The 12,621-nt window shown below is 68.1% G+C and carries 8 protein-coding genes and 2 pseudogenes; all 10 read right to left on the bottom strand.

Features of this window, described 5'->3' with window-relative positions:
• Nucleotides 1-3: 3 nt before the first annotated feature.
• Entirely contained in the window at nt 4-1,239 is a 1,236-nt protein-coding gene (gene ftsA / locus GN331_RS06225; RefSeq protein WP_036169410.1) for a cell division protein FtsA, read from the bottom strand.
• Between the two features lie 56 nt (nt 1,240-1,295).
• Nucleotides 1,296-1,979, bottom strand: a pseudogene (locus tag GN331_RS06220) (cell division protein FtsQ/DivIB); the annotation flags it as partial.
• A complete protein-coding gene (locus tag GN331_RS06215) occupies nt 1,976-2,965 on the bottom strand; it encodes a D-alanine--D-alanine ligase (protein WP_331713378.1) in 990 nt (329 codons plus the stop codon). The gene GN331_RS06215 and the pseudogene GN331_RS06220, both read right to left, overlap by 4 nt.
• Nucleotides 2,962-4,404, bottom strand: coding sequence for a UDP-N-acetylmuramate--L-alanine ligase (murC, locus tag GN331_RS06210; RefSeq protein ID WP_156641021.1), 1,443 nt, complete (start codon nt 4,402-4,404; stop codon nt 2,962-2,964). Before murC ends, GN331_RS06215 begins: the two co-directional genes overlap by 4 nt.
• A 38-nt stretch (nt 4,405-4,442) precedes the next feature.
• Nucleotides 4,443-5,513 (bottom strand): annotated as a pseudogene (gene murG / locus GN331_RS06205) (undecaprenyldiphospho-muramoylpentapeptide beta-N-acetylglucosaminyltransferase); the annotation flags it as partial.
• The gene (ftsW, locus tag GN331_RS06200; RefSeq protein WP_156641018.1) at nt 5,510-6,820 is read right to left on the bottom strand and encodes a putative lipid II flippase FtsW; all 1,311 of its coding nucleotides are present in this window, start codon (nt 6,818-6,820) and stop codon (nt 5,510-5,512) included. The pseudogene murG and the gene ftsW, both read right to left, overlap by 4 nt.
• Complete coding sequence (mraY, locus tag GN331_RS06195; RefSeq protein ID WP_156641016.1) at nt 6,820-7,905, bottom strand: phospho-N-acetylmuramoyl-pentapeptide-transferase; 1,086 nt, start codon at nt 7,903-7,905, stop codon at nt 6,820-6,822. The genes ftsW and mraY overlap by 1 nt, the downstream gene beginning before the upstream one ends.
• Entirely contained in the window at nt 7,895-9,277 is a 1,383-nt protein-coding gene (locus GN331_RS06190) for a UDP-N-acetylmuramoyl-tripeptide--D-alanyl-D-alanine ligase (protein WP_156641014.1), read from the bottom strand. The genes mraY and GN331_RS06190 overlap by 11 nt, the downstream gene beginning before the upstream one ends.
• Nucleotides 9,274-10,773 carry a UDP-N-acetylmuramoyl-L-alanyl-D-glutamate--2,6-diaminopimelate ligase gene (locus GN331_RS06185; RefSeq protein WP_156641012.1) on the bottom strand — a complete coding sequence of 500 codons (1,500 nt, stop codon included), beginning with the start codon at nt 10,771-10,773 and terminating at the stop codon, nt 9,274-9,276. The genes GN331_RS06190 and GN331_RS06185 overlap by 4 nt, the downstream gene beginning before the upstream one ends.
• Nucleotides 10,770-12,590: a peptidoglycan D,D-transpeptidase FtsI family protein gene (locus tag GN331_RS06180; RefSeq protein ID WP_156641259.1), complete on the bottom strand. Its 1,821-nt coding sequence runs from the start codon at nt 12,588-12,590 to the stop codon at nt 10,770-10,772. Before GN331_RS06180 ends, GN331_RS06185 begins: the two co-directional genes overlap by 4 nt.
• Between the last annotated feature and the right edge of the window lie 31 nt (nt 12,591-12,621).

Here is a 12,621-nt window from a genome sequence, read left to right as displayed (position 1 = left end):
TCCTCAAAACTCGCCGCGATACCAGTTCTTCAACTTGTTGAAGAACGAGCCTGCGCGGCCCGCCGAGATCGACGGCCTGCGCGGGTTTTCGATCTGGCTGCCCATCAGCAGCAGCCCGACGCCCGTGGCATGCACGGGATTGCCGACGACTTCGCCCAGGCCGGTGACGTGCTGCGGGATGCCCACGCGTACGGGCATCTGCAACATTTCCTCGGCGAGTTCGACGACGCCTTCCATCTTCGAAGCACCGCCCGTGAGCACCATCCCGGCGCGCACGTGCTGTTCGAAACCGCTGCGGCGAAGTTCCGCCTGCACCATCTCGAAGATTTCCTCGTAACGCGCCTGCACCGCCTGCGCGAGCGAATGGCGCGGCAGGCGACGCGGCGGGCGATCGCCCACGCTCGGCACCTGGATGCTTTCTTCGGCCGTCGCCAACTGTGCGAGCGCGCAGGCGTAACGCACCTTGATCTGTTCGGCCTCCGGCGTCGGCGTGCGCAGCATGTGCGCGATGTCTTCGGTGACCTTGTCGCCGGCGATCGGCAGCGAAGCCGAATGTGCGATCGCGCCCTGCACGTGCACCGCGATGTCGGTGGTGCCCGCGCCGAGATCCACGAGCACGACGCCGAGCTCGCGTTCGTCCGGCGTGAGCACCGCGGTGCTGGACGCGAGCGAGGCGAGGATCAAATCGTCGACCTGCAACCCGCAACGCTGCACGCACTTGCTGATGTTGGCCGCCGCCGATTGCGCGCACACGACCAGGTGCGCATGCACTTCCAGGCGCACGCCGGTCATGCCGACGGGATTGCGGATGCCTTCCTGCGAATCGTCGAGCACGTAGTCGCGCGGGATCGCGTGGAGGATGCGCTGGTCGGCGGGGATCGCCACGGCCTTCGCCGCTTCGAGCACGCGATCGAGATCGGCGTAGGTGACTTCGCCGTCGCGGATCGGCGCGATGCCCTGCGAGTTGCGGCACTGCACGTGGTTGCCGGAGATCGAGGCGTAGACCGAGCGCACTTCGCAGCCGGCCATCAACTCGGCTTCCTCCACCGCGCGCTGGATCGATTGCACGGTGGATTCGATGTCGACGACCACGCCGCGTTTCAGCCCGCGCGATTCGTGCGATCCGATGCCGATCACCTCGATCGGGCTGCCCGGCGAGTATTCGCCCACCAGCGCCGTGACCTTCGACGTGCCGATGTCGAGGCCCACGATCAAGGATTTGTCGCCTTTGCGGTTCATGTGTTTCCCTGCGAATTCGTGACGGGCGCGGCGGCGGCCTTGGGTGCATCGACCCACTGCAGCGCGAACCCGTTGGTGTAGCGGAGGTCGGCGCGACGCAACAGGCGTTGCGGTTGCGCCGTCAATTGCGGAAGCAGTCGCGCGAAGCGGCCCAGGCGCGGGCGTGCATCGCTGCGGCCGACGACCACTTCGGTCCCATCGTTCAGCACGAGCGACCAGCTGCCGCGCGCGTCGAGCTTCAGCGAGCGCACGTCGTGCCCCGTGCTAGCGAACAACGCGCGCGATTCGTTGTAGAGCGCGACCACGTCCTGCACGCGCGCGTCGGGCCCGGCGAGTTCCGGCAGCTTCGCCGGCACGCGGATGCCCTTCACCGGGAACAGGCGGCCGTGTTCGCTGAGCAAGCGATCGCTGCCCCAGCGTGCGAACGGACGATGTTCGACCACTTGCACTTCCAGCACGTCGGGCCAGTGCTTGCGCACTTCGGCGCGCTCGACCCACGGCAGGCGCGCGACGGCGTTCTGCGCCGCTTCCAAATCCACGGCGAAGAAGCCGCGTTGCGCATACGGCAGCACCGTGGCGCGCAACTGCGATTCATCGACGTTGTGCAGCGATCCCTGCACGCGCAGCGTGCGCAGCGGCCAGCGTTCCGACGCGACCCAACCGTTGAGCAACGCAACGACCGGCAGCACGACGAGTGCCACCGCGAGGGTCCACGCCAGGATGCGCAGCAGTGCGTTCACTTGTGCGCACCTCCGTCGCGGTCGAGCGAGGTTTCGAGGATCCGCCAGCACAACTCGTCGAACTCGATGCCGACCTGGCGCGCGGCCTTGGGCACCAGCGAGTGCGAGGTCATGCCCGGCGCAGTGTTCACTTCGAGCAGGTAGAACTTGCCGCTCGCGCGGTCGCGCATCACGTCCACGCGCGACCAGCCGCTGCAATCCACCGCCTTGAACGCGGCGACGGCGAGGCGGCGAATTTCGTCTTCGGCTTCGCCTTCCAGGCCCGGGCACAGGTACTGCGTGTCTTCGGCGACGTACTTGGCGTGGTAGTCGTACCACTGGCCCTTGGGCACGATGCGGATCGAAGGCAGCGCGGTGTCGCCGAGCACGGCGACGGTGAGCTCGTCGCCTTCGATCAGTTGCTCCATCAACAGTTCGCCACGGGCTTCTTCGTCGATGTAGCGCTTGGCGAGTTCGACGGCGGCGTCGAGATCCTTTTCTTCATACACGCGCGAGACGCCGACGCTCGAACCTTCCGCGGCGGGCTTCACGATCACCGGCAGGCCGATCGATAACGCGGCGGCATGCACGTCCGCGCCCTTGCCCAGTTGCACGTACTTGGGCGTCGGCAGACCGAGCGACAGCCACACCTGCTTGGTGCGGATCTTGTCCATGCTCAGGGCCGAGCCGAGCACGCCCGAACCGGTGTACGGCACGTTCAGTGCATCGAGCAGGCCCTGCAGCACGCCGTCTTCGCCACCGCCGGCATGGCCGTGGAGGATGTTGAACACGCGCGTGAAATGCTTGTCCTGCAATTCGCGAATCAGGTTCGGAATGCCGTCGACCGCATCGGCGGCGACGCCGCGCGAGCGCAGCGCGTCCAGCACGTTGCGGCCGGAATCGAGCGAAACCTCGCGCTCGGAACTGGTGCCGCCCATCAGCACGGCGACGCGGCCGAACACGGCCGGGTCGGTCACGCGCAGCGGCGGGAAACTATGACCGTTCACTTCAATGCTCCTTCAAAACCTTGCGTTGCGATCTGCTGCGCGGCCGCGCCGATGTCGCCGGCGCCCATCAGCAGCAGCAAATCGCCGTCCTGCAACACATCCGGCAACACGCTCGACAACTCGCTCGCGCCGCCGACGACGATCGGATCGACGCGACCCCGCGTGCGGATCGCGCGCGCCAACGCCTTCGCATCGGCGCCGGCGATCGGCGCTTCGCCCGCCGGGTAGACCTCGGTCAACACCAGCGCATCGACCGTCGACAACACCGCCGCGAACTCGTCGAACAGATCGCGCGTGCGGCTGTAGCGATGCGGCTGGAAGGCGACGACCAGGCGCTTGTCCGGCCAACCGCCGCGCGCGGCGGCGAACACCGCTTCGAGTTCCTTCGGGTGGTGGCCGTAGTCGTCGACCAGCTGCACGGTCGCGCCCTTCGGCGTGCGCAACTGCGCAAGCAAATTGAAGCGGCGACCGATGCCTTCGAACTTCTTCAGCGCGAACGCGATCGCTTCCGGCGCGACGCCGAGCTGCCAACCGATCGCCGCCGCGGCGAGCGCGTTCTGCACGTTGTGGCGGCCCGGCAAGGCGAGTTCGACCGGCGTGCGCGAACCATCGGGCAGGTGCAGCGTGAAGTGCATGCACGGGCCGATCTGGCTCACGTCCTCGGCGCGCACGTCGGCCTGCGGATCGAAGCCGTAGGTCATCACGTGGCGCGGGGTGTTCTTCGCGAGCGTCGCGACTTCCGGATCGTCGATGCACAACACCGCCAGGCCGTAGAACGGCAGGCGATGCAGGAACTCGGCGAAGGCTTCCTGCACCTTCGCGAAGTCGCCGCCGTAATTCTCGAGATGGTCGGCGTCGATGTTGGTGATCACCGCGACCGCGGGATTCAGGCGCAGGAACGAGCCGTCGCTTTCGTCGGCTTCGGCGACCAACCACTGGCCGCCACCGAGGCGCGCGTTCGCACCGGCGGCGAGCAACTTGCCGCCGATGACGAAGGTCGGGTCCATGCCGCCTTCACCGAGCACGCTTGCGGCGAGCGAGGTCGTCGTCGTCTTGCCGTGCGTGCCTGCGACCGCGATGCCGCGGCGGAAGCGCATCAGTTCGGCGAGCATCTCGGCGCGCGGCACGATCGGAATGCGCTGCGCGCGCGCTTCCATCAATTCCGGATTGTCCTTGCGGATCGCGCTGGAGACGACGACGCAATCGGTGTCGAGCACGTTCACCGCGCTGTGGCCGCGATGCACCTTCGCGCCGAGCTGCGCGAGGCGGCGCGTGACGGCGTTGTCGGCGTTGTCGGACCCCGAGACCTGGTAGCCGAGCGTGCACAGCACTTCGGCGATGCCGCTCATGCCCACGCCGCCGATGCCGATGAAATGCACGCGCGGATAGGCCTTGGCGAGATCGCCGGTGGCTTGCAGGCGGCGCTGGACGTTGGCCATCACGCAGCCTCCTTGTGCGTCCGGTCGAAGCGCGCGATTTCCTCGAGCACGATCTGCGCGACACGCGCAGCGGCATCGGGACGGGCGATCGCGCGCGCGGCTTCGGCCATCGCGCTACGGCGGACGGGATTGGCGCGCAAGTCGATCAGCACGTTGCGCAGTTGGTCGGCGAGTTGGTCGTTCTGCGGCAGCAGCACGGCCGCGCCGCGTTCGACGAGGTATTCGGCGTTGCGCGTCTGGTGGTCGTCGACCGCCTGCGGGAACGGCACCAGCACGCTGCCGACGCCCGCGGCGCAAAGTTCGGCGAGCGTGAGCGCACCGGCGCGGCACACGACGATGTCGGCCCACGCGTACGCATCGGCCATGTCGGCGATGAAGGGCTCCACGCGCGCGGCGATGCCCGCCTGCGCGTAGGCCGCATCGGCATCGGCGCGCAGCTTCTCGCCGCACTGATGGCGCACTTCGATCATCGGATCGTTGATCGCCTGCAGCGCTTTCGGCACGGCCATGTTCAATGCGCGCGCGCCCTGGCTGCCGCCTAGCACGAGCAGGCGCATGCGACCGTTGCCGCGCGCCATGCGCAACTGCGGCGGTTGCACGGCCGCGATCTCTTCGCGCACCGGATTGCCGACGACTTCGGCGATCACGCTGTTGGCGAATGTATTCGGGAAACCGGTCAGCACGCGGCGCGCCATGCGCGAGAGCACGCGATTGGTGAAGCCGGGCGCGCGGTTCTGTTCGTGCACGATCAGCGGAATGCCGGCCAGTCGCGCGGCCACGCCGCCCGGACCCGCGGCGTAACCACCGAAGCTGATCACCGCGCGCGGGCGACGCTGCGCGATCACGCGCGCGGCCCCACGTACGGCATTCAACACGCGCACCGGTGCGCCGAGCAGCGTCGCGATGCCCTTGCCGCGCAATCCCTTCACCGCGATGGTGTCGATCGGCACGTCGTGCTGCGGCACCAGGCGCGTTTCCATCTGGCCGTCGGCGCCGAGCCACGTCACTTCCGCACCGCGCGCACGCAAGGCGCGCGCGACCGCGAGGCCGGGGAAAATGTGGCCGCCCGTACCGCCGGCGAGGATCATCACGCGTGCGGGCGCCGTCATGCGGACGTCCTCCCGAGCGTGGGTTCGACGCGCTGGCGCAGGCGGCTCGTGCCGCGCACGCTCGCCGTCGCGGCGGGCGTCGGCGGCTGCGTCGTCGCGGGCACGTTGCCCGGCGCCGGTTGCAGCGCTTCGCCGCGCAGGCGCGCGACCTGGCGTTCGGCGCGATCGAGTTCGTAGGACACGCGCAACAGCAGGCCGATCGCCATCGCCGTCATCAGCACGCTCGAACCGCCCGAGGAAATCAGCGGCAGCGTCAGGCCCTTGGTCGGCAGCAGACCGAGGTTCACGCCGATCGACACGAAGCTTTGCAGGCTCACCCACAACGCGACGCCGAAGGCGCAATAGCCCGCGAAGTGGCGGCGCATCTCGACGCACTTCAACCCGACCCAGAACGCGCGGCCCGCAAGCAGCGCATACAGGCCGATGACCAGCGAGACGCCGACCAGGCCGAGTTCTTCCGCGATCACCGCGAGGATGAAGTCGGTGTGCGCTTCGGGCAGGTACGACAGCTTCTGCACCGATGCGCCCAGGCCCACGCCGAAGATTTCGCCGCGGCCCACCGCCATCAGGGAGTTGGTGAGCTGGTAGCCGCTGTCGAACTGGTCGGCCCACGGATCCAGGAAGGAGGTGAAGCGGCGCACGCGATACGGTTCGGCGATCGCGATCGCCGCGAGGATCGGCAGGCCGACCAACACCGGGCCGAACATGCGCGGCATGTTCACGCCACCGAGCACGAGCATGCCCGCGGTGATCGCCAGGATCAGCGAGAGCGAACCGAAGTCCGGCTGCAGGATCAACAGTCCGACGAGCACCACCGCGACGCCGAGCGGCTTGAGCATCGCCATCCAGGTCGCGTTGACTTCGTCGCGGAAGCGCACGAGGTAGCTCGCGAGCCACACGATGTAGAGCAGCTTCACCGCTTCGACGGCCTGGAAGTTCGAGACGCCGAAGTTCAGCCAGCGGCGCGCGCCGTTCACCGTGCGACCCAAACCGGGCACGAACACCGCGAGCAGCAGCGCGAAGCACGCCAGCAGCAACAGGTGGTTCTTCGCTTCGATCGTCTTGAGCTCGGTGCGCATCATCCAGAACGCAAGCGCACAACCGCCGGCGAGGAGCACCAGGTGACGGGTGAGGAAATAGAACGGCCCGACATCGAGCCCTTCGCCGATGGCGATGGAGCTCGACGCGACCATGACAACGCCCAATGCCGCGAGCGCGATCGCCGCGCCCATCAGCCATGGGTCGAAGCGGCCCTCGATCGCGTCGAGCCGCGTGGCCTGGTGCCGGGCGTTCGTGCCGTCGGTCATCAGCGCACCTTCAACGTGGCCAGCCCGACCAGGACGAGGATCACGGAGATGATCCAGAAGCGCACGATCACGCGCGGCTCCGGCCAACCCTTGAGCTCGAAGTGGTGGTGGATGGGGGCCATGCGGAACACCCGCTTGCCCGTGAGCTTGAACGAAGCGACCTGGATCATCACCGAGAGCGTCTCGACGACGAACACGCCGCCCATGATCACCAGCACCAGTTCCTGGCGCACGATGACCGCGACCGTGCCGAGCACCGCACCAAGCGCGAGCGCGCCGATGTCGCCCATGAACACCATCGCCGGATAGGTGTTGAACCACAGGAACCCGAGCCCCGCGCCGGCGATCGCCGCGCAGATGATCACGAGTTCGCCCGCCCCGGGCACCGGCGGAATCTGCAGGTATTCGGAGAACACCGCGTTACCCGATGCATACGCGAACACGCCGAGCGCGCACGCGACCAGCACGCTGGGCATGATCGCCAGGCCGTCGAGGCCGTCGGTGAGGTTCACCGCGTTGGAGAAGCCGACGATCCAGAAGTACGCGAGCGCGACGAACGTGATCGACGCCAGCGGCAGGGCGACCGTCTTGAAGAACGGAATGTAAAAAGTGGTAGCCGCCGGCGTATCGGCGGTGTACCAGAGGAACAGGCCGGCGCTCAGCCCGAACAGCGACTGCAGTAAATACTTCCAGCGCGACTTCATCCCGTTGGGATCGCGCTTGACGATCTTGATCCAGTCGTCCCACCAACCGATCGCGCCGAAGGCGACCATCACGCCGAGCACGAGCCAGACGTAACGGTTGCGCAGGTCGCCCCACAGCAGCACCGATGCGACGATCGTGAGCAGGATCAGCGCGCCGCCCATCGTCGGGGTGCCCGCCTTGGAGAAGTGCGACTGCGGGCCGTCCTTGCGGATCGGCTGGCCACCCTTGAGCAGCGCGAGGCGGCGGATGATCGCCGGGCCCCACCACAACGACAGCGCGAGTGCGGTGAGTGCGCTGAGGATGCCGCGGAACGTGAGGTACCCGAAGAGCCCGAAGAGGCTCTGGAGTTGTTCCAGCCAGCGGAAGAGTTCAAGCAGCATGCGGATCGTTCCCCTCGTCGCGCAGAAGCGCGGACACGATCTTGTCCATCGCGCTTCCGCGCGAACCCTTGACCAACACGCGCACGCCTTCGCGCAGCCCGCTCGCCAGCGACTGCGCCAATGCAGCGTGCGTATCGAAGTGATGGCCGTCTTCGCCGAACGCGTCGACGGCGTGCTTGCTCAGCGGACCGAGCGCGTACAGGCGCGCGATGCCCGCGCTCTTCGCGCGACGGCCCGCTTCGGCATGCAGCAACTCGGCATCCGCGCCGAGTTCGCGCATGTCGCCGAGCACGAGCCATGCGGTGTCGCCGCTCGATGCGAGCGTATCGATCGCCGCGTTGAGCGAACCGGGATTGGCGTTGTAGCTGTCGTCGATCACGATCGCGCCGTTTTGCAGGCGATGCGTGACCAGGCGGCCGGCGACCGGGCGCGCCTTCGCGAGCCCTTCGGCGATCACGTCCGGTTCGATGCCCGCGCCGAGCGCGATCGACGCGGCCGCGAGCGCGTTCAACACGTTGTGACGGCCAGCCATCGACAGGCCGACTTCGACTTCGCCGATCGGCGTGACGAGCGTGAAGTGCGCGCTGTCCGGCAACAGGTCGATCGCGTGCGCGGTGACGTCGGCGGTCGCGTCGAGCCCGTAACGGATCAGGCGGCGGCCGTGCGCGCGCTCGGCGAAATACGGTGCGAACGCATCGTCGGCGTTGATCACCGCGACACCATCGGCCGGCAGCGCGTCGTAGATCGCGCCCTTGGTGTCGGCCACGCCGAGCAGGCTGCCCATGCGTTCCAGGTGCGCCGGTGCGATGTTGTTGACGACGCTGATGTCGGGACGCGCGATCGCGGTGAGATACGTGATGTCGCCCGGCTTGCCGGCGCCCATTTCGTACACGGCGAAGTGCGCCTGCGCCGGCGCAGCGAGCACGGCGAGCGGCAGCCCGATTTCGTTGTTGAAGTTGCCGGGGTTCGCGTAGACCGCGCCCTCCTCCGGGAACGCTTCGCGCAGGATCGCCAGCACCAGCGTCTTCACGCTGGTCTTGCCGTTGCTGCCGGTGATCGCGATGACTTTCGTCTTGCGTTCGCGCTGCACGCCGGCGGCGAACGCGGCGAGCGCGCGCTCGGTATCGGCGACGATCAGTTGCGGCAGCGGGCTATCGATTTCGCGCGAGACCAGCGCGGCGACGGCACCATTGCGCGCGGCCATCGACAGGTGGTCGTGGCCGTCGAAACGTTCGCCCTTGAGCGCGATGAACAGCGGGTGCCCGTGCGGCATGGCGCGCGTGTCGGTGGCGACGACGTCGACCATCACGTCATCGCCAACGACACGGCCCCCGACGAGATTCGCGATGCGCGAGAGCGGCATGGCGATCATGGGCGAGGCTCCAATGTGCGATGAGCCAGTGCGTGTTTTGCGACTTCCGTGTCGTCGAACGGGTGGCGCACACCGTCGATCTCTTGATACGGCTCGTGACCCTTGCCAGCGATGAGGACGATGTCGTTCGGGCCGGCCTCGCCGACCGCGCGCGCGATCGCTTTCGCGCGGTCGCGTTCGATCGTCAGGCGCGGATCCACGCGCATCGCATCGCTGAAGCCGGCGACGATGTCTTCGACGATGCGGTCGCCGTCTTCACCGCGCGGATTGTCGTCGGTGACGAACACGCGATCGGCCAGGCGTTCGGCGATCGCGGCCATCTGCGGGCGCTTGCCGGTGTCGCGTTCGCCGCCGCAACCGAAGACGCACGCGAGCTTGGCCGCGGCATGTGCGCGCAGCGAGGTCAGCGCTTGCTCGAGCGCATCGGGCGTGTGTGCGTAGTCGACGACGACCATCGGCGCATCGCCTTCGCCGCCGAGGCGGTTCATGCGGCCGTGGATCGGTTGCAGGCGCGAGAGCACGTCGGCGACTTTCGCCGGCGCATGGTCGAGCGCGACGAGCGTGCCCGCGACGGCGAGCAGGTTGTCGACGTTGAAGCGGCCGAGCAGCGGCGAACGGACCGCATTGCGCTCGTTGCCGACCACGAGTTCGAAGCCGACGCCGCGATTGTCGAGCGTGATGTGTTCCGCGCGCACCGTTGCATCGCCATCGCCGCGCGCGCTGGTGCCCACGTGGCGCACGGTCTTCGGCAAGGCATCGAACATCGCGCGACCGTAGTCGTCGTCGAGGTTGATCACCGCCGCGCGCAGGCCCGGCCAGCCGAACAGCTTCGCCTTCGCGGCGCCGTAGCTGTCCATGTCGCCGTGATAATCGAGATGGTCGCGCGTGAGGTTGGTGAACACGCCGACATCGAAATGCACGCCCGCCACGCGGCCCTGGTCGAGCGCGTGCGAGCTGACTTCCATCGACAACACCTGCGCGCCTTCGTCGCGCAATTGCGCGATCAGCTGATGCACCTGCAACACGAGCGGCGTGGTGAATCCGGTCGGCACCACGTGGCCATACAGGCCGGCGCCGAGCGTGCCGATCGACGCCGCGCGCGTGCCGAGCAAGGTCCACGCCTGCGCGAGCAACTGCACGGTCGACGTCTTGCCGTTCGTGCCGGTGACGCCGACGGTGGTCATCGCATGCGACGGGAAATCGTGGAAGCGATCGGCGAGTTCGCCCAGGCGCGCGCGCAAACCCGGCACGGGGATCGCATCGACGGGCGCGGGCGCGGTTTCCGGCGCCGGCGGTTCGAACAACACCGCGCGCGCACCGCTCGCCTTCGCCTGTTCGGCGAACAGCAAGCCATGCGCGCCGAAGCCCGCGATCGCGACGAACGCATCGCCCGGCTTCACCCCGCGGCTGTCCATCACCAGCCCGGTGATTTCCAGGCCAGCGGGCACGGCCGCGACATCCGGCAACAATTCGGAAAGGCGCATCGCGCGCGTCATTGGCGCGCTCCGTGCGTCGGCACCACCGGCAACGCCACCGGCGCGGCGGGCGCGGGCGTCGCAACGGGGGCCGTCGTCGTCTTCGGCGCGCGCTTGGCTTCCGCCGCGGCCTGCACGGCGAGCCATGCGTCGAGATCGTCCGGCGCGACATCCATCAAACGCAGCGCACCGTCCATCACGTTGTGGAAGACCGGCGCCGACACCAGGCCACCGACATACGCGAGCTCCGGCGCGGGATCGTTGATCACCACGACCATCGAGAAGCGCGGATTGCTCGCCGGCACCAGGCCGGCGAAGAACGCGACGTAACGGCGCGAATAACCGCCCGCGCTCGCCTTGCGCGCGGTGCCGGTCTTGCCGGCGACGCGATAACCGAGCACGCGCGCCTGGGTCGCGGTGCCGCCCGGAAGCGTCACCGTTTCCATCATGCGCAGGACTTCGTTGGCGACCACCGGATCCATCACCTGGTGGGCCTCGTTGCGCTGGCCCTTCACGAACGTCGGCGCGATCAACTTGCCGCCGTTGCCGATCGCAGCGTACGCCTGCGCGATCTGCAACGGAGTCACGCTGAGGCCGTAGCCGTACGACATCGTTTGCTTGCTCGTGCCGCTCCAGCGATCCGGCGCCGGCAGCAGGCCCGCCGCTTCGCCCGGGAATCCGCTCTCGGTCGTCTTGCCATAGCCGAGCTTGCGCATGTAGTCGTAGAACGTGCGGTCCGGCAGGCGGTGCACGATCATCGCGGCGCCGACGTTGGAGCTCTTGGTGATCACGCCGGTGGTGTCGAGCAGCCCGTAGTTGTGCGTGTCGGTCGTGCGGTAGCGGCCGTTCGGGATCCAGCCCGGATTCGTGTCGAAGCGCGTGCCCAGCGTGATCACGTGGTTTTCGAGCGCCGCGGCGACGGTGATCGGCTTCATCGTCGAACCGGGTTCGATGAGGTCGGTGACCGCGCGGTTGCGGTGCGCGTCGCGATTGGCGCTTTCGACCGCATTCGGGTTGTAGGACGGCAGGTTGGCCATCGCCAGCACTTCGCCGGTGGCGACGTCGAGCACGACGGCCGAACCGCTGCTTGCGCCCTTCTCGAGCAGCGCGTTGCGCAGTTCGCGATAGGCGAGGAACTGGATGCGGCGGTCGATCGACAGCGTGAGGTCCTTGCCCGGCAACGCGGCGCGGACGAGGTCGACGTTCTCGACGATGCGGCCGCGGCGATCGCGGATCACCTTCTCTGCGCCGGGCGTGCCGCGCAGCCATTCGTCGAACGCCAGTTCCAGGCCTTCCTGGCCGCTGTCGTCGATGTTGGTGAAGCCGAGCACGTGCGCGACCGCATCGCCCTGCGGATAGAAGCGGCGGTATTCGCGCTGCGAGAACACGCCGGGGGTGCCGAGCTTGACGATGGCCTGCGCCGCTTCCGGGCGCATGCGGCGCTGCAGGTAGACGAATTCCTTCGACGCGCGCTGCGAAAGCTTGCGCGCGAGGTGATCGGCCGGCACGCCGAGGGCCTTGGCGAGTTCCGGAATGCGCTCGGGCGACTTGAGCAGCAGTTGGGGATTGGCCCAGATCGATTCGACCGGCGTGGACACCGCGAGCGGCTCGCCGTTGCGGTCGGTGATCATGCCGCGCGAGGTGGCGATCGGGATTTCGCGCAGGAAGCGCGCATCGCCCTGCGCCTGGTAGAACTTGTTGTGCACGACCTGCAGGTCGAACGCGCGACCGAACAACGCGACCGAACACAGCGCGAGCGTGCCGGCGACGATCGCCAGGCGCCCGCGCAGGTTGAACTGCGCACGGCCGCGCGGCTTCTGCCGCTGCGCGCCGAACATCGCGCGCAGCCTGCCCAGGCCGTGGGTGCCG

The organism is Noviluteimonas gilva, from assembly GCF_009740395.1.
Taxonomy (GTDB): domain Bacteria; phylum Pseudomonadota; class Gammaproteobacteria; order Xanthomonadales; family Xanthomonadaceae; genus Noviluteimonas; species Noviluteimonas gilva.
This window is presented reverse-complemented; position numbering and strand designations above follow the sequence as displayed.

Bases quoted from the DNA above. Each gene is read 5' to 3' on its own strand.
- GN331_RS06185 (WP_156641012.1), bottom strand. From the start codon at position 10,773: ATGACGCGCGCGATGCGCCTTTCCGAATTGTTGCCGGATGTCGCGGCC.
- murC (WP_156641021.1), bottom strand. From the start codon at position 4,404: ATGGCCAACGTCCAGCGCCGCCTGCAAGCCACCGGCGATCTCGCCAAG.
- ftsA (WP_036169410.1), bottom strand. From the start codon at position 1,239: ATGAACCGCAAAGGCGACAAATCCTTGATCGTGGGCCTCGACATCGGC.
- GN331_RS06190 (WP_156641014.1), bottom strand. From the start codon at position 9,277: ATGATCGCCATGCCGCTCTCGCGCATCGCGAATCTCGTCGGGGGCCGT.
- ftsW (WP_156641018.1), bottom strand. From the start codon at position 6,820: ATGACCGACGGCACGAACGCCCGGCACCAGGCCACGCGGCTCGACGCG.
- mraY (WP_156641016.1), bottom strand. From the start codon at position 7,905: ATGCTGCTTGAACTCTTCCGCTGGCTGGAACAACTCCAGAGCCTCTTC.
- GN331_RS06180 (WP_156641259.1), bottom strand. From the start codon at position 12,590: ATGTTCGGCGCGCAGCGGCAGAAGCCGCGCGGCCGTGCGCAGTTCAAC.